The organism is Vibrio sp. Isolate32 (assembly GCF_022397955.1).
Lineage (GTDB): Bacteria > Pseudomonadota > Gammaproteobacteria > Enterobacterales > Vibrionaceae > Vibrio.
Map to the genome: position 1 here is coordinate 75790 of NZ_JAKEUQ010000012.1, position 20200 is coordinate 95989.

Sequence of the window (20200 nt, forward strand, 5' to 3'; positions counted from 1 at the left end):
GATACCCTATAACTGCGATACAGCGTCTAAACCATAAGTGCCGATTTAGCTAGCTTATAATATTTAGCTTTAGCTATTGAATGCGGTTTAGGTATAAAATCGCGACATCATAATTCTAAAGGATGGTGCCATGTACCACGGTCATATCTATTTCCCTCTGCGATTTGCAGAGCAAGCAGAAACACTGCGTGAGAAGATTCTAGCTGAGCGCAAAGATGTATTAGAGGTTTTTCCTTTGGTACAGCGTTTGGTTGGCCCGCATAAGATGCCGATGTTTGAGATTCATTTTGCTAATAAAGAGTCGGGCATCGTGGGATGGCTTGAGCAAGAGCGTGGTGATATGTCGGTGCTGATTCACCCTGTAACCGGTGGTGAAGAAACATTAGACCATACAGTACGAGCGATCTGGCTGGGTCGTGAGCTAGGTGTATTTGAAGACACACTAAGTAGTTAATTTAATTTTCGCCCGACAGTGTGCACCTAATCAATGCATTTGGTTAAGGTAACAGCTGTCGGGTGTGCCAAAGCCCACTAAGTTTTAAACCCATCTTGCTTCTTGAATAACTAGCTTCTCCAACTATTCCCCAGTATCAAAGACACCGCCACCGAAACACCTAGTGCGATTAAAATATTAGGTAAGTTAAATCCCCAAATCGCGACACACACAGCCACAGTAACCATTGCCCACAATAGTGTTTCTAAAATCCAAGTACCCATAAAACGACTCCTAACTTGATTGTGCGACTAGCATAACCAAGCCAAGGTAAACATTTGGTCACCATCTGATACCGATTTCTAAATTCGTTAAAGCACCACTTTAACGCTGAACTCGTTGCCGTGAGTGCCATGAGTAAATCTCCACCCTTGGTTCTGACAAACGCGATCAATGAGTTCTAAGCCAATGCCAAATGAGGTTTGCTGTTCAGAGTCGTGAGTTATGTTTTCATCCTCTAAACGGTTGGTGACCTCAAACTGAGCTTGTGACAGGGTGATACGGATCTCTCCACTTCCGCCGTGTTGGAATGCATTACGGACTAAATTAGTCAGCACGACTTCGGTCAGCTCGCGGGGAAGGGTATGTTCTTCTGGATCAATATTGATTTGGATTTCTACATCTTTGTTTTTTAAAAGATAACGCTGGCTTTCGATGATGTTATTGATCAGGGGAGTTAGCTTAATCTGCTCATAGTTGGTTTCTATCTCGCTATTACGGCTCATCCAAAGCAGCGTCGTGACCAAGGTTTTCATATTGGTGGCGGAACGTTGGATTCGTGCGATAGCTCGCTGACCACTGTTTGGAATGCTGTCAGACAGTCGAACCAGCATATCGCCACTCGCTGAAATGGTTGCAATCGGCGTTCTTAACTCGTGGCTTGCTGCTCTCAAGAAAAAGCTCTCACGTCCATTGGCTTGGCGTTCACCTTGCACACTCTTAACAAGCTGCGATGCTAATTGGTCGATCTCTTGATATCGAAACTGAGCCAGCCCTTGTGTGTTATTCACATCAAGCGATTCTGACCATTTTGATAGGGTAATAATCGGTTTGGTGACTCGGTGTATCAAAAGGCGAATGATCAAGAACACCAAGAGTAAAAGTGCACCAATGGCGATAAAGGCGCTGTTTATTTGATTGACGGATTCAGGAGGGTTGAGCTCGAATAGCTTCAGATAAATCGCTTCATCGTACTCAGAGATGATGTACATCGATTCGTCAGTACCAGAAATTGAATGCTTGGCTGCATAGAGGTATTGCCCAGACTCATTACTGGCTGGAGTGTCGTAGTGTTCATAAATAGCGTCGTTATCAAACGTGTCCCAATCAAAGGCTTGTTGAAATTGAGTCGGCACTTCTGAGTAGCTTAGAAAAGCTTGAAAGGTTGGGTTTTGGTAGTCGGGTAATGCTCCAGTTTCAATGTAACGCTGCTCTGCAACTTCCAGCTCATACAAGAACCCATACTTTGCTGATTCGTTCAGACCAATATGATAGCTCTGTGAAACCATTAAGCTGTATATGGCGGTAAGCAATACAACAATGCCAAATAGATAGAGGTAGATGTCGCGCTTGATGCTGACTCGATTCACGCTTGCCTGCTTCATGACTGTTCCTCATGTAAGACCACGCCAATGCCGTGAACGGTATGGATTAGCTTGGTATCAAAGGGAGCATCAACCACTTGGCGAAGTTTAAACAGGTGCGCTTTCACGCTGTCAGAGCTTGGCATCTCGTCTTCCCAGGCTTCTTCAAGCTTGGCTTTGCTCACCACATTTGGGCTGTTTCGAACTAACGTGACGAGCATTCGCCAACATACTGGAGAGAGCTTCAATAGCTTGCCGTCTCTAATAGCTTGGTGCTTATCCAAGTCCAATTTGAGATCGGCTACAGACAAAGTCGTCACCGTACCTTGAGCACGACGAACCAGCGCCATCAATCTCATTTTGAGCTCTTCCATCGCAAAAGGTTTCACTAGGTAATCATCTGAGCCGACTTCGAAACCGGCGACCTTATCTTGCAATGTGTCTCTAGCGGTCAGCATGAGAATAGGCGTAGTAATGCCTTGCTGACGAAGAGATTGGCACACATCGAGCCCATCCATTTTAGGCATGTTGATGTCCGTTAAGATGATGTCATAGCGTCCTTCTAAGGCGAGGTTAAGCCCAGCTGCGCCATTATAGGCAAAGTCGAATTCGAAACCGTCCAGTTCCATGTAGTCTGCAATGGCTTCTGCCAAGTCACTGTCGTCTTCAATCAACAGGGCGTTAATGCTCATAAGTGTCCTTACTTTGTCTCTCGTTCTCGTTTCCAAGCCCATATAGGTGGCTGAATCAGAAGTTGTAGCCGGTAGTTCCAATTTGGTGCGTGCCATAGCTGTTGGCACAGTTTAACGTAGCCGTGGAAATATACCTTAAATGGGTTCACAGAGTTGATTCTAGGGAACACGCCATATCTGACTTCTTCCTCTTCTCTGGCGAACGTACCGAACATACGATCCCAAATGATGAATATTCCCGCGTAGTTTTTATCCAGGTATTGTTTGTTAGTCGCATGATGCACTCTGTGATGAGAGGGCGTATTGAACACAGCTTCGATAGGGCGCGGCAATCGCTTCACCGTTTCGGTGTGCAATAGCGTTTGGTATAGCTGCACAAAGGTTTCACACATCAGCACAACAAACGGATTAAAGCCAAGCAGAATTAACGGCAAATGGAAAAAGAACGGGAAGAACCAATCCAAAGGCCCAAAGCGATAGGCGACCGATATATTTAAGTAAGGCGAGCTATGGTGAACCGAGTGCGTTCCCCATGCTAGGCCATTACTGTGTAGGAATCGATGCTCCCAGTAATACGCGAGATCCGCCAAGATCAAGCATCCAAGAATCGTCCAGCCGGATATTGGCAGCTGAGTCAGGCTAAAATTCTCGTAGGCATAAACGAACGCACCGACATAAGCTAAGCCGACCAAGAAAACGGTGACCAACAAGAAGAACAGAGTGACAAAGTTAGTCGCGCTGTCTCCCAACATGTTCCAGCTTAGCTTTTTCTTAAAGGCATAGCGGATAAGCTCAAAGATAAATAGAGCGAGAGCAAGCATTACAAAATTGTCATCTACCCAAGTTTCGGTAAGGATGATGCTTGTTTCTGAGAAGGTTTGAGAGAGAAAACTCCCAATGCTATCCATAGTGAAATCCATAACCAAATCCTTTACTGATCATTCTTATAATAGACGTATAACTCGCTAGAATCTGGCAACCCATGCTGATTCAACTGGTGGTGCTCAATAACCTTATCAACCTCTTTTAAAATCGCGATCCCCTCCCAAGCTTGTGCTAATTCTTGCTCAGTATGTTCACCTTTACTAAGTAGAAGCGTACCTTTGGCTTTGTTTGGAATGTGGATTAAGCGGTTGTTTTTATTTGAAGTTGTTCGCTTAGTCGGGAAGCCAATGGTGACAGTAGCCTTGCTGAAGTCTGAACTGATGTCCTGATAGATCACGACCACTTTCTGTTGCTGTGCGACCTCCTCATCATTTGCCTCTAGGTTTTGGTAGAAGTCGACCCACAGCTCAGGCACATCCTCTAAAGGGATAGTCTTGCTCAAACCTTGCAGGTAAGTCGTATTTGCAGTCGCCTGTGGTTTTTCTTTTGATGGCTGTTTCTTTGAGGAGTCATTCGTTGGTGACTGAGCTATTGGTTGCTCAGTTGAGGCATCCGCAATCGCGGGCTGAATATGTAATAGCCCCCAAACTGCGCCAGTAATACCGACAGTCGTGAGTAATGAAGCGAATAATTTCATGCTCTTTCCTTGTTTTTCATTTTTCTTATCAAGGACAGTAAAGGAGCTAAGGTAAACAAAAGGTAACCGAGTTTCTCGTTGAGCGAGTCTGGCGCCTAATTTTCTAATACAGCAATCTGGGACACTTTTTCCCATGCCGAATTGGTAATACTGACGCCATATTCATTTATGGGCTCAATAATGCTATTCAAACATCCCATCTCTCTGCTGACGATTATTCGGCTTAACCCATTAAAGGTCGCTGCGACTTGGTTAATGGTTTTGGCTGAAAACGTGATGCTTATTCTGCTGCCACTGTTTATTGGTTACGCCATCGACGGTGTATTAAACCAAAGCTTCCAGCCCTTAGTGATGCTGGCACTTATCCTCTTTGTACTGGTCATTCTCAGCGTGGTTCGCCGTTTCTACGACACCCGTGTTTATGGGGCGATTCGTGTAAAACTGGCGAATATCGTGGAGCGAAACCTGCGTGGCTTATCTGTATCAACCAAAGATGCTCGACTCACCATGTCACGTGAGCTGGTTGATTTCTTAGAAGACGATTTACCCGCTTTGATGACGGCAGTGGTGCAGCTTGTTGCCACTGTGGTGATTCTCTCCACATTCCATTTCTCACTGGCGCTTTGCATGTTGTTTGCTGGGCTGTCGATGCTCGCCATCTATGGTTTGTTCCACCAGACCTTCACGCGGCTTAATGGCCAATTTAACGATCAAGTCGAACAGCAGGTTCAACTGTTGAGCGGTGTTCGCTTGTCTGCGCTTCGTTGGCACTTTGAGCGACTTAAACAGTGTGAAATCAAGCTTTCAGACACTGAGGCGATTGTTTACGGACTGATCTTTACCGTGCTGTTTGGCGCAGTCGTAGGCAATTTGTGGATGGTGAGCCAGCTTATTCAGCCGACTGCAGGACAAGTGTTCTCAATCGTTACCTATTCGCTGGAGTTTGTTGAAACCGCAGTGATGTTGCCAATTACGCTGCAAACCCTTTCTCGTCTTACTGAAATCAGTCAGCGACTCAATCATACCTCTGTCCAACAGGCTACCAAGGAGATGCCTTATGAAGTTTAAAAAGCCACTTTCGGTATTAGTTGGTTGTGCGGCTATCTTTGCTGCCTTGATTATTGTCGATGAATTGGAACCTGAGGCAGCGGAACCTGTGAAGAAGCAAGCAGTACTGGCACCGGTTTCTGTATTGGAGGTAACACCTTCGCAGCACGAATCGACGTTAACGGTACTAGGCTTAACCGCTGCTCGTTGGCCAATTCAACTGAAAGCCTCGAGTAGTGCGCAACTTAAGTGGCTGAATGAAAACATTGAACCGGGACAGCTAGTGACTAAGGGCGATGTGTTGGCGAGGTTAGATACCAGCGCCGTTGATGCGAACTTGGCGCAAGCGTTAAGTGCGTTAAAGCAAGCTGAGTTGGAATTGAAACAGGCTAAGCATGAACAAACCGTCGCGCTCAAGATGCTCAATCCCAAAACAAGTTCTTCCTTTGCGCGCAGAGAACCCCAAGTGCTTGCTGCAAAAGCCAACCTGCAACAAGCCCAACAAGTTTATGTCAGTGCAAAGAAGCTCGTGGAAGAGTCAGTGATTACTGCGCCTTTTGATGCGGTCGTTATGAAGCGCCACATTAGCCCGAGAGAGTGGGTAGAGGCGGGGCAAGTGACCTTTGAGTTAGCCGCCAGTGATTCGATTGATATCGAGCTTCCAATCTCTGAATTGCATTGGCAACAAGTACAAGCTGCCTTGGTTAAGCCGAGCATTCGTGTCGTGAGTCGTTCTGGGAATCAATGGCCGGCAAAGGTGCGCTATGTGTCGCCTGAAGTCGATTCGGTGACCCGCCAAAGGCAAGTGGTGTTATCGGTTGAAAACCCATACCAACACAAGCCTAGGTTATTCCCTAATCAGCAGGTTCAAGCAGTGGTTAACCTCGGTCTACAAGAGGACGTCGTAAGCCTACCTTTGAGTGCGATGACGCGAGATGGCTATATCTGGACATTAGATACAGAAGATCGCCTACGTAAAGAGTCGGTAACGCTTATTGGGCAAGGCAGCCAAGAGCTCGATATTCGCTTCAACGATCAAAGTGATAAGGCTCGCCGCGTGGTGCAGTATCCACTTTCTTCCATGCTTATCGGCAAACAAGTCGCGCCTAGGTTCAATGGAATCCATTCTGAAGCCATGCTCGCGGGTAAATCTGATGCCGCACAGATTAAGGAAGCAAACCAATGAGTTGGATGACAAAATGGTTCATTAATAACCCTGTCGCTGCCAATTTGTTGATGATGGCGATTGTTATCAGTGGCGTACTGGCGTTTGGTCAGTTGCGTGTCGAGTCGTTCCCGCAAATTGCACCATCCTCAATCAGTATTACTGTGGCTTATCCTGGCGGTACTGCACAACAGATTGATGAGAGCGTGACGCAACGAATCGAAGAGTCGATCAGCGGCATTGCAGGCATCAAGCAGATCACTAGCCAATCGAGTGCTGGAATGTCACGAGTCGTGGTACGTAAAACCAGCAGTACAGATTTAGACAAGCTGTTGGATGACATTCGTAACCAAGTAAACGCCATCAACGGCTTTCCCGTGCAAGCAGAAAGACCGCAAGTGGTGCGCAATGAATTTACCAACTTAGCCGCGTTTGTGGTGGTGTCAGGTCCAAGAACCGATGACGAATTACAACCTATTGCTAAGCAACTTGAACAAGCGCTGAAGAAGAACCCTCAAATTTCAAAGGTAACAAATTGGGGAACTCGAATGCCTCGGTTGGTTATCGAGCCAGACCCAGACCAACTGAAGGCGTTAGGGTTGAGCTTGGAAGAGTTGGCAGGTTTAGTTGAGCAGCGCTCGCTAGAGTCTCGCAGTGGTGAGCTTATCAGTGACAAAGGCCGAATGGTGATTCGTGGTGACGGTTATGCCGATGATTTGCAGAAGCTCAATCAGCTAGTCGTGATTTCGGGAAGTAACGGAAAAATATACTTGGGAGACATTGCCAAGCTAACGCGTAGCTACCAATACAGCGGCTCTATCGTGCGTAACAACGGTTCAAATGCCATTGCTTTATTGGTCAGTACTAGCCAAACCGATAACTTACTTAAAGTCAGTGAAGCGATCAGCGAAACACTGGATGCACAACGTGCGATTCTGCCGTCGGATATTGAGCTGAATACCATGGCTGATATGGCGCCTTACATTGAAGAGCAGCTGTTTCGTTTGAGCGAAAATGCATGGCAAGGCTTGTTAATCGTGCTGATTTTGCTTGGGATCTTCCTTGAGATTAGGCTCGCGTTTTGGGTCGCGATGGGGATCCCGATTGCACTCACTGGAACACTCGCCGCAATGCAGTGGTTTAACTACAGCATCAACGACATCACCTTGTTTGGTTTTATCTTGGTACTCGGCGTGTTGGTGGATGATGCCGTAGTTGTGGGGGAAGCGATTCATGATAAACGGACGGGAAATCCTATTCATTCCGGCACTTCAAAGCTAAACGGCTCCTCTAATATAAACGGAAAGACAGCCGCTTGGCAGGGCGTGCATTCCGTTTCGGTGGCAACTGTATTTGGTGTGCTAACGACCATTGCTGCATTTTCTCCAATGCTATGGATTAACAATGAACTGGCTAAGGTGCTTGCTGGGTTTTCGGCCGTGGTGATCTTCGCTTTGGTCTTCTCGTTGATTGAAAGCAAATTTATTCTACCGTCACACTTGGCTCAGCTTTCTGTGAAAACGCCATCTACCAGTATTTTTGCCAAGGTTCAGAACGCCGCTCAAGGCGGTTTGCAGTGGTTCAATCTCAACATCTATAAGCCAGTATTGGAGTTTGTACTTGGCTACAAAGTGGCGTCTTTGCTTGGGTTTGTGGCGGTTATCTCACTGGCTTATGGTATGTGGTCGAATGGGGCGATTCGCAGTGCGCTGTTTCCTGAAATTCCGGGCCGTTACATCACAGCAGTAATTGAGTTAGAAGACGGTGCACCATTGCCACTGCAGCGCCAAGCTTTGTTGCAAGTAGAGCAAGCGATGGCTCAGGTTGAGAAAGGCTTAATGGAAGATTACCCATTACAAAAGAAGCCCGTGGTGAACCTGCTTGCATGGTCTGATGGTTATGGCGAAATAGAAGTTACTGCCGAACTTAGCAATGAATCTTTAAGCTCGTTGCCGGGCAATTTACTGCTGAAGCGATGGCGAGAAAGTACAGGGCAAATCGAAGGCGCTTACTCGGTGAAATTCAGCGCAGCAGAGGAGCCTGCTGGTGGCACATTCTTAACGATCTCTTCTAATGATCGTGAGTTGGCCTCTCGTGTCAGTGAACAGCTAGCAGATACTCTAGCGTCCTTAAAAGGTGTTTCAGATGTTTACGATGATGGTCAGGATGGCTTACCCCAAGTTCGATTGGTGCTGAATCAATATGGTCAACAGCTTGGTTTGACTCAAGCCACGCTAGCTCAACTCGCAGGCGAAGCGTTTGGCGAAAGGGAAGTTCATCGCCTTTTAGAAAACGGACAAGAGACCAAGGTACTGCTGCAATACCCAAGAGATGAGCGCAGAACTTTAGCGCAGCTAGAGCAAGCCATTATTATGTTGCCGAGCGGTGGCAGCGTGATGATTGGAGATATTGCCGAGTTTCGTCACGAACAAGAGCCGCAAGTGGTTTACCGTCGCGACCGAGAGCAAGTGATCAACCTTTATTGGAAGCAAAACCGTGACCTGCAATCACCAGAGAAAACACGAGAACAGCTAGAAGATGCGATTGAATCTCTATATTTACAATATCCAAGCGTAACCATCAAAGCGGGCGGCGAGTTTGAAGAGATAAGGGAAGTGTCGGATGGCTTTAAATCAGCGATGATTCTGACGCTGTTGATGATCTATATCTTGTTGGCAGTGCCTCTGAAGTCCTATTGGCAGCCAATGATCATTATGGCGGTAATACCGTTTGGATTCGCAGGCGCGATTTTTGGCCATTACTTGATGGACTTGCCAATCAGCATTCTTTCGATGTTCGGTATGATGGCTATGACGGGGATCGTGATTAACGACTCATTGGTGCTGATTACGCGTTTTAATGCTGAATATCGCCAAGGCGTGCCACTACAGAAAGCGTTGGTAATTGCGGGCACCAGCCGTTTGAGAGCGATCTTCTTAACTACGATAACCACTGTGTGTGGGTTATTGCCGTTACTAAGTGAAACTGCGGAACAAGCACAATACCTAAAGCCTGCGGCGGTGTCTTTGGTGTTTGGTGAACTGTTTGCCACTGCGGTAACGTTGATTTTGATACCTGTGTTGCTTGGTTTGTTTTGCCGAAAAGCACCTCAAGTTGAAGATCTAATTGAAAAAGAACCGGTCGAACAAGAACCACATGAACAAGATGCATTAGAAGAATTCACTTTGGATCGCTCGTGATTGATTTTATAAAGGACAAAGACGATAGTGAAGCCAAGCGATCGAATTCGATCAAGTCGACAGAGACAAGAGCTTCTATGCCTGAGAACAAAGACCGTATGACGCAGCAGAGCAAGCCTGACTATCACTCAGTGCCTGGGTTTAAACTGGTGCCTGAGATTGCGTTGGTGGAATCTTTACCAGAGCACCTCCAAAAACGTTTTAGCCATGCACTTAATTTAATGCATGAAGAGTGGGGGGAGCGTCGTACTTGGGAAGAGATAGCGACCGAGAGTGCGATCTCGCCATACCATTTTCATCGTCAGTTTACTGAGCTGTTCAATGAAACGCCGGGTCAGTACCTAAGCCGAGTACGTCTACAGATTGCGGTTAGTTTGTTGATCAATGACGAGCCATGGAGCGTCATTGAAATTGCTCAGTATTGTGGGTTCTCATCGTCGCAGTCACTAGGCAAGGCGCTCAAGCGTGATCTGGGTGTGACGGCAAAGCACATTCGAGAGATGGGTTACAACGCGACTCCAAAGGAAACTGCCGATTTCATCCAGAGACTGGCGCATCCGGGTGTGCAGTCTTCCATCGAAAAAGAGCTGGTTAAGTCGATGCCGACAGAGTTGGTTTGGTATCCAGAGCGCGGTATGCAGAAGCTCAAACTAGACGATCCAGACTGGGATACTGCGTTTGAAATGTATGGTCTGAAATCAACACAACTCATGGGCACAACACCAATTAAGCAGATGAGAAACAAGTGGGACGACATAGACGCTGAAATCGGTAACTGGCAAGTGGCTAAAGAGCGTTACGATGTGACCATTCCAGAAGGATACTACTTGTGCAGCGATGTTTATCTGGTTTCCGATGTCGCCTACAGCACGGCTTTAGAAGCGCTGTTTAACGCGGTTAAGCAACAAGGCTTACAGTTAGACGTAAACGGATATTTGGTGGAGATGATTCGCCATATAGATGATGACGATGTGGAAGGGGTGACCTTCTCTTTCCAGCTGCCAGTTTTAACCACACAAGATAGCGAATAACAAAAAGGCTCCTCATATGAGGAGCCTTTGTTTAATGATAAGCCGCTTTATAGAAGGAGCTTAACAGAGTCGGGGGATTAAGACTCTGCCGTTACTTTAGAGCTGCTCATCTTTTTAAGTGCTGCGTAGCCAAAGCCTGTTACTAGCGTACCTGCTGCAATCGCCACTAGGTACATCAGTACTGGAGAGATAGCGCCAGGAATCAGTAGTACGAATAGACCGCCGTGTGGAGCCATCAGCTGTGCACCAAACATCATTGATAGAGCACCCGTTAGTGCACCACCTGCCATACATGCTGGGATAACACGCATTGGGTCTTTCGCTGCGAATGGAATTGCACCTTCAGAGATGAAGCATAGGCCAAGAACGAATGATGCTTTACCCGCTTCACGCTCGCCTGCTTCAAACTTGTCTTTCACTAGGAAAGTTGCAAGGCCCATACCTAGAGCTGGAACCATACCTGCTGCCATGATAGCTGCCATTGGAGCGTAAGTTTGTGAAGCCAGTAGACCAACACCGAATGTGTAAGCGGCTTTGTTTACCGGACCACCAAGGTCGAAACACATCATTGCGCCTAGAATCACACCCAGAAGAATCGCGTTAGACGTACCCATGTTATTTAGGAAGTCTGTCATTGCGCTCATTACGCCAGAAACAGGACCACCTACGATGTAAACCATCACAAGGCCAGTGAACAAACTCGCGATAAACGGAATGATCAGGATTGGTTTAAGCGCTTCCATCGATTGTGGAAGTTGAACTTTGTCGGCAATGAACTTCGCAGAGTAACCCGCAATGAAACCAGCCGCGATACCACCTAGGAAGCCTGCGCCTGTTGAGCTAGCCAGCATACCGCCGATTAGACCAGGAGCTAGACCCGGACGGTCAGCAATCGAGAATGCAATAAAACCAGCAAGAACAGGAATCATCAGTGCGAATGCAGAACCACCACCGATAGTCATCAGTGCCGCTGCTAGTGTGCCTTCTTCTTTAAACGCTTCGATACCGAATACGAAAGAAAGAGCGATGATCAAACCACCCGCAACAACCACAGGAAGCATGTGAGATACACCTGTCATAAGGTGCTTGTACACGCCTTTCTTCTCATCTGCTGGTGCTGCTTGTGAAGAAGAAGCTGTGTGTTGGTATGGCTTAGCTTCAGCGAACGCTTTCTCAACTTCTTGCTTCGTCTTCTTAAGAGCTGGACCAGTTGTTGTTTTGTAGAGAGGCTTACCGTTGAAACGATCCAGTGGAACGTCGATGTCAGCTGCGATGATAACTAGGTCAGCGTCTGCGATTTCTTGGTCTGTTAGTTGGTTCTTAGCACCTACAGAGCCGCGAGTTTCCACTTTGATTTGGTGACCTAGGCGTTTGCCTTCTGCTTCAAGCGCCTCTGCTGCCATAAAGGTATGTGCAACACCCGTTGGACAAGCAGTAATCGCAACGATCTTTTTGCTGCCTGTGCTTGCTGTTGTAGAAGAGTTTACTGACGTACCGGTCACTTCAACAGTGCTTTCAACTTGAGAAGCGTCTAACACCGTTGCTTCTGCTACCGCTTTCTCCAGAAATGCTTTTGCATCTGCAGTGCACTCAGAGATAGCAGCTTGGTAAACCTTTTTGCCTACGAAACGTGTTTTATCTACGTTTGTGTTCGCTGCAATAACCACAACGTCGCTGCTGTCGATAGCGTCTTGTGATACTGGAGATTCAGGTAACACGCTTGATTGGCACTCAATAGCGGCGTTCCAACCCAGTGCTTTTGTTGCTTGCTCTAACAAGCCTGCTGCGATGATGCTGTTTGCTACGCCACTTGGGCAAGCTGTGATAATGGTAATATTCATAATAAACCTTTTGTCCTATTTGCTTGTGTCTAACTGGTTCGTTGGAGCACCAAGCACCTGTAATTGGATATTTTGTAGTACTGAATCCAGCTCTTGTTGGCTGGTTACACCGACACCTACCTGCGAAACGGCTAGAGCAGATAGGGCGGTTGCGAATTTGATAAGTTCTGGTTTTGGCATTTGCTGCATGTGACCCCAACATAGACCAGCAACTAAGGTGTCGCCTGCGCCTACTGTGCTCACTACTTGCATGCGTGGTGGCTGAGCATGTAACCATTCACCTTGGTCCAGCCACATCACTCCTTCAGCGCCAAGTGATACCACGATGTTGTCGATGCCTTTTTCGCTTAGGGCTTGGCCTGCGTGTTGGCATTGGTCACGTGTTGTCAGCTCAGCATTGAATAGCTGAGATAGCTCTTCATCGTTTGGCTTAATCAACCAAGGCTGTGCATTGATACCGGCTTTAAGTGCATCACGGCTGCTGTCGAAAAGAACCTTTTTGCCTAGGTCACGTAAGCGTTGAACCCAAGAAGCGCAAAGCTCTGGTGATACGCCTTGTGGCAAGCTGCCTGCAATCACGAAATAGTCGTGCGTTTCAGCCAGTTCTAGTAAGGTTTCTTCAAACGCTCTAATTGCGTCAGCATTAACAGGAACACCAGGGAAGTTGATGTCGCTTACTTGGCCTGAGTTCTCTACCAGTTTCACGTTGATGCGAGTCGCGCCGTCAACACGGATGAAGCGGTCAGTTGCGCCCATCTGTTCGAACAGTTTGCAGAAGGCTTCTTCGTTATTGCGACCAAGGAAACCTGTTACGGTCACTTTAGCACCAAGCTCTGAAAGTACTTTTGCTACGTTTACGCCTTTGCCTGCTGCGTGCAGAGAACCTTGATTCACTAGGCTAACCGAGCCAACATTCAGTGCGTCGATAGCGCCTGTTAGGTCTAGTGCTGGGTTTAGCGTAACGGTAACGGCTTTGATTTGTTTATCAGACATATCGATTCCCTAACCTTCACCAAGGCCTGAAGCGATAGCTTTACCAATCGATTCAAGCGCTTGTGCTGCATCATTACCTTCAGCAACAAACTGAAGCTGGTGGCCGTGTTTAACGCCAAGAGCGATTACTTTCATCAAGCTCTTCGCGTTCACTTCTTTTGCATCACCGTCTAAGTTTGAAACGCGGATAGAAGATTCGAATTTCTTCGCTTCAGCAACCAGCATTGCGCCCGGGCGAGCGTGTAGGCCGTGTGCGTTTTTAATTTTGAATACTGCGCAGTTGTCATCGTCTTGAGACGCTGTAGAAACCGCTTCACCTTTAAGAAGGCCAATTACTTTTGCAACGTCAGCAGATAACAGTTGTTGCTGTTTACCTTCGAAAACCATTTTGCTTAGGTTTGCCAGAATAGACTGGTGCGCGCTGTTACAAGCCGCGAATGCCACAAGAGCTTTCACTGGTGTGCCTTCGAATTCACAATCGTTCGCTGTAGAAACAAAAGATACGCCAGTGCGCGTTACGCCTTTATCGCTACCTAGTAACCAAACGCCTTGGCCTAGATGAGTCGGTGTTTTTGTTACTAGGTCAGCAACGAATGCGTTGTCAGTGCAACCTGTGTTCTTTAGAAGACCACCCGCTACAGCAGACATTTGAACCATGTCGCTTGCTGGGAACAGTAGCTGAACTAAAGAAGCGTCTAGGTCAGCTTCTAACTGAACTTCACCGTTCAGTAGTGCAATGATTTCGTCTTCTGATTTCGCTTGTTTTAGTTTCTCTTCAACGCCGTCCGCCGCTAGCACTTTAGTTAGCTGTTTAAGAATGCCCAAGTGCTCGTCAGATTTCGCTGCAATACCAATCGCAACGTAAACACGGTTGCCATCTGCCCAATCGATGCCTTCAGGGAAGTGGTGTACTGCAACGCCTGTTTCTTTTACAAGGCCGCGAGTGTCTGTGGTGCCGTGAGGAATCGCGATGCCGTTACCAAGAAACGTAGAGTTTTGGTTTTCACGGTTCAGCATTCCTTCAACATAGCCTGAGTCCACTAGGCCTTTCGCAGTTAGGTCGCCAGCAATGTTCTGGATAGCTTTGAATTTGTCATCGGCCGTTTGACCAAGAGTGATGTCAGATTTTGATAATTTAAGCATGGTGCCTCTTTAGCGTATCGCTTGAGAATTTGTGTATCGCTACGATTCAGTCTAGAGCAATATCTTCTCGTTACTTGCTCTTAGTTTTATCTAAGCTGAATCGGTTCAGCATTCAATGTAAAAAAATTCAGCAAAGCCGATTTTGGTTTTCAAAATAGTTTTGCTGCGTGTCGTAATTTCAGTTTCATTCATAACGTGAAGTTGAAACACGACAAATGACGCTCAATCCATACAAAAGGATGATTGAAGTCACTTTTCAGATTTTGCTGAATCCTTTCAGCTTTTATACTGAATCGATTCAGCATATAATTCAACTAATCCAAGGATCAGAAGATTGGTTATATGATCCTACGCACAAAATACAGGTCACCCATATGACACTAGATGAGATTGCCAAACTAGCCGGTGTGTCGAAAACCACGGCCAGTTATGTGATTAACGGCAAGGCGCAGAAATACAGAATCAGTGAAAAGACTCAGCAGAAAGTAATGGCGGTGGTAGACGAGTATAACTACCGTCCAGACCATGCTGCCTCGTCGCTGCGTGCTGGTAATAGCCGTTCATTTGGTTTGATTATTCCTGACCTGGAAAACAGCAGTTACGCGCGTTTAGCAAAACTGATAGAGCAGAACTCACGTAAAGTGGGCTACCAAATCCTGATTGGCTGCTCTGATGATGACGCTGAAACCGAACGCAAAGTAGCGGAAGCGCTGGTAAGTCGTCGTATTGATGCTTTGCTGGTGGCGAGCTCTATGCCAGACGCTAACGAGTTTTACTTGAAGCTGCAAAATTCGGGTACGCCAGTCATCGCGATTGACCGTCCGTTAGACGATGAACATTTTGCCTGCGTGATCAGCGAAGACTTCGAAGCGGCGTTTGAACTGACGCATTCAATTCTAGATGACAACATTCACAGCGTTGGCTTAATCGGTGCACTGCCTGATCTGAACATTTCGCGCGAGCGTCACTTAGGTTTTGAAGCAGCGAATAAGGCTCACACACAGCAAACAGGGCTAGATGAAAATAAGCCAACGGTTGTCGGCTACGGTGAGCACTTTGATCGTGAATCTGGTCGAGAAGTGTTTGAAGAGTGGATTGCTAAAGGCACAGTGCCTAATGCGATTGTCACTATGTCTTACACCTTACTAGAAGGCGTGCTTGATGTGATGGTCGAAAAGCCAGAGTTGATCAATCAAGTGAAGTTGGCGACTTTTGGTGATAACCGATTATTGGACTTCTTACCCTTTAAGGTTCATTCATTGCCGCAGCAATTTGAGGTCATCGCAGACAGTGCGTTTGCTTTGGCATTAAACGCTTCAGCAAAACGTTATCAGTCGGGCATTGAATTGGTGCCGAGAAGTTTAGTGAGACGCAGCTAACACAAAGATGAGTTAATTTTAAGAATGCCTCAACTCCAATTGGTCGCTGAGGCTTTTTTATTGAATCAACAAACCAAACTCAACCAGCGCTACTAAGCCTAAAAGTAGGGCAATCACCTTCCAAAACTGGATTGGGTGGCGATCAAGCAGTGGCTGCTTGGTTTTACGTTTTACTAATTTTGAGTTCGGTGTGTATAAATCCGAGATAAAATCGCCAAGCACACCGTATCGTTCGGGCGGGTGTTCAGCGCAGGCTTTGTTTAGTACCAAATCAAACCAAGTAGGAATATCGGAACGGTGTTGAGTTATCGGGCGATATTGCCATTGGTGATGGCGCGATTGCATGAGTGAGCGTGGTGTCATTTCTGGATAAGGCAGTTGGCCTGACAGCATTTCATAGCCGATGACACCAACAGAGAATAGATCCGAGCATGTGGTAGCAACATTCTGTTTAATGCTCTCAGGGGCGATGTAGTTGACCGCTCCTAGTGGTACGGCATCCTCTTCAAAAGGTAATCCTTCTTCAATGCCGCGAATGAGTACTGCTCCTAAGTCGATGAGTTTGATATCGCCGTTTGGCAGTAACATGATGTTTTCAGGTTTGAGATCGCGATGCACCATATCGGCACGTTGCAATACACGAATACCTTGAACGATCTTTTCAAGAATAGCGCGGACTTCAGGCAGATTCGGTTTAGGATTGTCGTACATCCATTGCCTCAACGTCACACCTTCAACCATTTCACACACTTGGTAGAGAAACTGCGACTTCTCATCGGTAGGGTACACCTTCATGATGCGCTTGTTGTTCAGTAGCATCCCAGCCCATTGTTCGTTATAGAAGGCTTTGAGCTCGGCGGGATCGTCGCGATACCGCAGAGAAGGCACTTTAATTACGAACTCAGTTTGTGTCTGAGTTTGTATGACTCGATACACATGGCTGCGCGTTCCTGAATAGAGCACCTCTAGAACCTGAAATTGGTCGATCATCTGTCCGAGCTTGAGTACGGGAGGGATAACGCGGGTCGCAAGCTTTTCGTGAAACTCAATAAGGGAAGGTTTAGGGAGCTGAGCCACTTCAAGCATTAAACAACTGACATTGTCTCTGCTGTTTCTAGCCAGTGCTGTATTACAAACGGTTTGCGTGGCGAGCTCAAAATCGAGCTGATTTGAGGCCGCTTCCATTAGGTCGGATTCATCAACAAACTCATGCACGCCATCGGTGGTGAGAATAAAACGATCTTTCGCTTTGATGGGCAGAGTTTGGTAATCGACGTTGAGTTGGTTGTCCATGCCTAAAGCACGAGTGAGGTAGTGGGTATTGACCAAATTTTTTCGGGTGTGATCGCGAGTTAACTGCTGAATTTCACCGTCACGAACTAAGTAGATGCGGCTGTCACCTACATGGAAAATATGTGCTGTGTTTGATTTGAGAATCACTGCGCTAAAGGTCGACACCATATTGTTGTGCGCGAGCTGTTTTTCGTCATCAAGGCCCGAATAAGAGGCATTGAATAGCCAAGAATTGAGTGAAGTTAGAACTTTTTGGGCAGAGCGTTGAATACTCCAGCTTTCAGGAGTGGCGTAATAGTCGGCAATGAACTGCATCACGCTGGTATGGCTGGCTTTTTGCCCTTGTTCACTGCAACTTACTCCGTCCGCGATACAGGCCACACTCCCTTTGAATTCATGTTCCGCTCTGGTCTGAGGGTGTTTAACGATAATCGCATCTTGATTCTCGTTTCTTATCCCTTGGTGTGAGTAGCCGCCGAAATTGAGCTTTAACTGATTGCTAGCCTCAGCGTGAATACTCTGAACCTTGGTTTGTGGTCCCTTTGGTATCACAGTCTGGCTCAGTTCTAGAGTGGCGTCTTGAGTTTGACTGAATGAAAGCGTCATAACGTCCTTGCTCCTATGGTGCTCATTGTTACTTGAAGAAAGAACAAAAGTTCTCAGTAAAAACGAGAGCCTTTGAACGAAGTAACCAAGTGTCGCAGCTCGGTTACTTCTCCCGATTCAATGAGTGATTAGCTCGAGACGTTAATCAAGGTAACGCTCCCGTCGTCGTTCACTTCAGCGATCTGACCGTTGGGCTCTTCCATGAACATCAGAGTCACGAAGCCAAGAACCGCCGTTGCAGCAATCACAAGGAAGAAAGTCTGGTAGCTAACAAACGAAAGCACCGTTAGATAAACCACCGCTCCCACGTTACCGTAAGCGCCAGTCATACCTGCAATTTGACCTGTCATACGGCGCTTAATCAGTGGCACTGTTGCAAACACCGCACCTTCACCTGCTTGTACGAAGAACGAACACGCCATTGCCGCAACAACTGCTAACCATACTGGCCATGTGCTCTCTACCTGACCCATTGCGAAGTAACCTACAGCTAAACCTGCCGTTAGAATCAGTAGCGTTGGTTTACGACCAAATTTGTCTGAAATCCAACCACCACCCGGGCGAGACATTAAGTTCATGAAGGCATAAGCCGAAGCCACCATGCCAGCTAGAACAGGTGTTAGTTCGAATGTTTCAGAGAAGAACAGTGGCAGCATAGAAACCACCGCTAACTCTGAGCCGAATGTCGCAAAGTACAGAACATTTAGTACCGCAACTTGCTTGAATTTGTATTGGTGAATCTCTGGTACTTCTTCTTGAAATACGTTCTTATTCACTTTCCAAACTTGAGTTACTTCATACACATACAGCGCTGCAAGTACTGCATACACACCGTAAACAGCAGTGTCTGAAAGCATGCCAATACCTGATGGAGACAGTTTCCAAGCCAGCAGAGCTAATGCCGCGTACATAGGGATCTTCATGAAGAGTAGAAAGAAAAAGTCACCCTTAGACGTCACTTCCATTGCCGTTACTTGAGCTGGTTTGAAGTAGGTAGAACCTTTTGGTGTGTCGGATACGTTTTTGTAGAACACAACAGAGAACAATAAACTCATTACACCCGTGATACCGACAGCGTAACGCCAGCCATCTTCGCCACCAAATACCAATGCTAGGGTAGGAAGAGTGAACGCTGCCGCAGCTGAACCAAAGTTACCCCAACCACCGTAGATACCTTCCGCTGTACCCAGTTCGTTATGTGGGAACCATTCAGATACCAAGCGAATACCAACCACGAAGCCAGCACCGATAAAGCCTAATAGAAAACGGGCAATGGCGGCTTGAATGAAAGAGTCAGCCAGTGCGAACATGAAACACGGAATGGAGCAGATCGCGAGTAGCAAAGAATAGACCAGTCTTGGACCGTAGCGGTCGGTGAGCATACCAATCGCGACACGCGCTGGAATGGTTAATGCAACGTTTAGGATCAGAAGGGTTTTAATCTCTTCAGTGGTTAGCCCTAGGCTGGTTTTTACCATTTGCAGTAGTGGCGCAAAGTTAAACCAAACCACAAATGTGATGAAAAAGGCGATCCAGCTGAGGTGTAAGACCTTCATCTTACCGGTAAATGAAAACAGCGAAAATTTTGAGTTATCCATGTATTAAATCCTTTAAATATGGAATCTAGAGTTATCTAGCCGTCCACATGCCAACTCCGTAGCTTGCCTAGACTGTTAATTATAGGCGGCTAAGGCATGTTAATGGGTGAATTTGAAAGTACAACCTTTTAGGTAATTAACTTTTGGTTAGTTGATCACTTTTGGTTAGTTGAAAGCTAGGAGTTAACTCGCTAGGGCTTCTGGTGCCAGAACTTGAATCTGGTTGCCTTGTCTGCGTACTTCAAAACGGGTTAGGGCATGTTCAGGTTCTTCTAAACAGGCACCTGTCTCTAAGTGGTAATGCTGCTTGTAGAGTGGCGAGGCCACATAGGGTTCTCCACTTAACGAGCCGATAATGCCGCGAGACATAACGTTGGCTTTACCTACTGGGTCAAAATTCGAAAGGCCGTAAAGCTTGTCACTGCGTTTGCAGTAAAAGATAGCGACTTGATGATCAGCCACCTTGGCACACACACCCGCATTGGGTGACAGTTCCTCTTGAGAGCAAACAGTGGTCCAGTTTTCCATGACAGTCTCCTTGGTAATTTATAGAGTCTTTGATTTTGTTCCATTTCCTAAAAAAGAAGGTCGTAAAGAAAGAAGGTCGCTAGCAG

The 20200-nt window shown here is 46.7% G+C and carries 17 protein-coding genes; 6 read left to right on the plus strand and 11 right to left on the minus strand.

Annotation, left to right across the window (positions count from 1 at the left end; genetic code table 11):
* Positions 1-130: 130 nt before the first annotated feature.
* Positions 131-454 (plus strand): DOPA 4,5-dioxygenase family protein, encoded by a 324-nt coding sequence (locus tag L1D11_RS11440; RefSeq protein WP_239832091.1) that lies wholly within the window; start codon positions 131-133, stop codon positions 452-454.
* Between the two features lie 110 nt (positions 455-564).
* Here L1D11_RS11440 and L1D11_RS11445 read toward each other — a convergent pair whose 3' ends face one another.
* From L1D11_RS11445 to L1D11_RS11465, 5 genes are all read right to left on the minus strand, one after another.
* On the minus strand, positions 565-717 hold the full coding sequence (locus L1D11_RS11445) for a hypothetical protein (protein ID WP_239832090.1): 153 nt from the start codon (positions 715-717) through the stop codon (positions 565-567).
* An 87-nt stretch (positions 718-804) separates the two neighbouring features.
* The gene (locus tag L1D11_RS11450; RefSeq protein WP_239832089.1) at positions 805-2097 is read right to left on the minus strand and encodes a HAMP domain-containing sensor histidine kinase; all 1293 of its coding nucleotides are present in this window, start codon (positions 2095-2097) and stop codon (positions 805-807) included.
* On the minus strand, positions 2094-2768 hold the full coding sequence (locus L1D11_RS11455; RefSeq protein WP_239832088.1) for a response regulator transcription factor: 675 nt from the start codon (positions 2766-2768) through the stop codon (positions 2094-2096). The genes L1D11_RS11450 and L1D11_RS11455 overlap by 4 nt, the downstream gene beginning before the upstream one ends.
* Before the next feature lie 8 nt (positions 2769-2776).
* The gene (locus L1D11_RS11460) at positions 2777-3688 is read right to left on the minus strand and encodes a sterol desaturase family protein (RefSeq protein ID WP_239862515.1); all 912 of its coding nucleotides are present in this window, start codon (positions 3686-3688) and stop codon (positions 2777-2779) included.
* 11 nt (positions 3689-3699) lie between these two features.
* Positions 3700-4290, minus strand: coding sequence for a hypothetical protein (locus tag L1D11_RS11465; protein WP_239832086.1), 591 nt, complete (start codon positions 4288-4290; stop codon positions 3700-3702).
* A 180-nt stretch (positions 4291-4470) separates the two neighbouring features.
* Here L1D11_RS11465 and L1D11_RS11470 point away from each other — a divergent pair, with 180 nt between their 5' ends.
* The 4 genes from L1D11_RS11470 to L1D11_RS11485 are packed head-to-tail and all read left to right on the plus strand — an operon-like array spanning position 4471 to position 10733.
* Positions 4471-5358: an ABC transporter six-transmembrane domain-containing protein gene (locus L1D11_RS11470; protein WP_239832085.1), complete on the plus strand. Its 888-nt coding sequence runs from the start codon at positions 4471-4473 to the stop codon at positions 5356-5358.
* A complete protein-coding gene (locus L1D11_RS11475; RefSeq protein ID WP_239832084.1) occupies positions 5348-6523 on the plus strand; it encodes an efflux RND transporter periplasmic adaptor subunit in 1176 nt (391 codons plus the stop codon). The genes L1D11_RS11470 and L1D11_RS11475 overlap by 11 nt, the downstream gene beginning before the upstream one ends.
* Positions 6520-9702, plus strand: a complete 3183-nt coding sequence (locus L1D11_RS11480) for an efflux RND transporter permease subunit (RefSeq protein WP_239832083.1) — start codon at positions 6520-6522, stop codon at positions 9700-9702. Before L1D11_RS11475 ends, L1D11_RS11480 begins: the two co-directional genes overlap by 4 nt.
* The gene (locus tag L1D11_RS11485; protein ID WP_239832082.1) at positions 9699-10733 is read left to right on the plus strand and encodes an AraC family transcriptional regulator; all 1035 of its coding nucleotides are present in this window, start codon (positions 9699-9701) and stop codon (positions 10731-10733) included. The genes L1D11_RS11480 and L1D11_RS11485 overlap by 4 nt, the downstream gene beginning before the upstream one ends.
* A gap of 77 nt (positions 10734-10810) precedes the next feature.
* Here the strand turns inward: L1D11_RS11485 and fruA are convergent, their stop codons facing one another.
* From fruA to fruB, 3 genes are read right to left on the minus strand one after another with little or no spacing between them, the layout of a single operon-like run.
* Entirely contained in the window at positions 10811-12574 is a 1764-nt protein-coding gene (gene fruA, locus L1D11_RS11490; protein WP_239832081.1) for a PTS fructose transporter subunit IIBC, read from the minus strand.
* A gap of 15 nt (positions 12575-12589) precedes the next feature.
* Positions 12590-13567 carry a 1-phosphofructokinase gene (pfkB, locus tag L1D11_RS11495; RefSeq protein ID WP_239832080.1) on the minus strand — a complete coding sequence of 326 codons (978 nt, stop codon included), beginning with the start codon at positions 13565-13567 and terminating at the stop codon, positions 12590-12592.
* A gap of 9 nt (positions 13568-13576) precedes the next feature.
* Complete coding sequence (gene fruB / locus L1D11_RS11500) at positions 13577-14710, minus strand: fused PTS fructose transporter subunit IIA/HPr protein (RefSeq protein WP_239832079.1); 1134 nt, start codon at positions 14708-14710, stop codon at positions 13577-13579.
* Positions 14711-15084: 374 nt separating this feature from the next.
* On the opposite strand from fruB, the gene cra reads away from it, so the two are divergent.
* A complete protein-coding gene (cra, locus tag L1D11_RS11505; protein WP_239832078.1) occupies positions 15085-16089 on the plus strand; it encodes a catabolite repressor/activator in 1005 nt (334 codons plus the stop codon).
* Between the two features lie 57 nt (positions 16090-16146).
* Here cra and L1D11_RS11510 read toward each other — a convergent pair whose 3' ends face one another.
* The 3 genes from L1D11_RS11510 to nirD all read right to left on the minus strand — a co-directional run bounded on the left by L1D11_RS11510 (position 16147) and on the right by nirD (position 20114).
* Positions 16147-17988 (minus strand): bifunctional protein-serine/threonine kinase/phosphatase, encoded by a 1842-nt coding sequence (locus L1D11_RS11510; RefSeq protein ID WP_239832077.1) that lies wholly within the window; start codon positions 17986-17988, stop codon positions 16147-16149.
* Positions 17989-18116: 128 nt separating this feature from the next.
* On the minus strand, positions 18117-19586 hold the full coding sequence (locus L1D11_RS11515) for a NarK family nitrate/nitrite MFS transporter (protein WP_239832076.1): 1470 nt from the start codon (positions 19584-19586) through the stop codon (positions 18117-18119).
* 183 nt (positions 19587-19769) lie between these two features.
* Positions 19770-20114, minus strand: a complete 345-nt coding sequence (gene nirD / locus L1D11_RS11520) for a nitrite reductase small subunit NirD (RefSeq protein ID WP_061031137.1) — start codon at positions 20112-20114, stop codon at positions 19770-19772.
* Positions 20115-20200: the final 86 nt, after the last annotated feature.

What these genes read in the sequence shown, in the direction of transcription:
- L1D11_RS11440 (WP_239832091.1), top strand. Translation starts at nt 131, where the DNA reads ATGTACCACGGTCATATCTATTTCCCTCTGCGATTTGCAGAGCAAGCA.
- L1D11_RS11445 (WP_239832090.1), bottom strand. Translation starts at nt 717, where the DNA reads ATGGGTACTTGGATTTTAGAAACACTATTGTGGGCAATGGTTACTGTG.
- L1D11_RS11450 (WP_239832089.1), bottom strand. Translation starts at nt 2,097, where the DNA reads ATGAAGCAGGCAAGCGTGAATCGAGTCAGCATCAAGCGCGACATCTAC.
- L1D11_RS11455 (WP_239832088.1), bottom strand. Translation starts at nt 2,768, where the DNA reads ATGAGCATTAACGCCCTGTTGATTGAAGACGACAGTGACTTGGCAGAA.
- L1D11_RS11460 (WP_239862515.1), bottom strand. Translation starts at nt 3,688, where the DNA reads ATGGATTTCACTATGGATAGCATTGGGAGTTTTCTCTCTCAAACCTTC.
- L1D11_RS11465 (WP_239832086.1), bottom strand. Translation starts at nt 4,290, where the DNA reads ATGAAATTATTCGCTTCATTACTCACGACTGTCGGTATTACTGGCGCA.
- L1D11_RS11470 (WP_239832085.1), top strand. Translation starts at nt 4,471, where the DNA reads ATGCTATTCAAACATCCCATCTCTCTGCTGACGATTATTCGGCTTAAC.
- L1D11_RS11475 (WP_239832084.1), top strand. Translation starts at nt 5,348, where the DNA reads ATGAAGTTTAAAAAGCCACTTTCGGTATTAGTTGGTTGTGCGGCTATC.
- L1D11_RS11480 (WP_239832083.1), top strand. Translation starts at nt 6,520, where the DNA reads ATGAGTTGGATGACAAAATGGTTCATTAATAACCCTGTCGCTGCCAAT.
- fruA (WP_239832081.1), bottom strand. Translation starts at nt 12,574, where the DNA reads ATGAATATTACCATTATCACAGCTTGCCCAAGTGGCGTAGCAAACAGC.
- pfkB (WP_239832080.1), bottom strand. Translation starts at nt 13,567, where the DNA reads ATGTCTGATAAACAAATCAAAGCCGTTACCGTTACGCTAAACCCAGCA.
- fruB (WP_239832079.1), bottom strand. Translation starts at nt 14,710, where the DNA reads ATGCTTAAATTATCAAAATCTGACATCACTCTTGGTCAAACGGCCGAT.
- cra (WP_239832078.1), top strand. Translation starts at nt 15,085, where the DNA reads ATGACACTAGATGAGATTGCCAAACTAGCCGGTGTGTCGAAAACCACG.
- L1D11_RS11510 (WP_239832077.1), bottom strand. Translation starts at nt 17,988, where the DNA reads ATGACGCTTTCATTCAGTCAAACTCAAGACGCCACTCTAGAACTGAGC.
- L1D11_RS11515 (WP_239832076.1), bottom strand. Translation starts at nt 19,586, where the DNA reads ATGGATAACTCAAAATTTTCGCTGTTTTCATTTACCGGTAAGATGAAG.
- nirD (WP_061031137.1), bottom strand. Translation starts at nt 20,114, where the DNA reads ATGGAAAACTGGACCACTGTTTGCTCTCAAGAGGAACTGTCACCCAAT.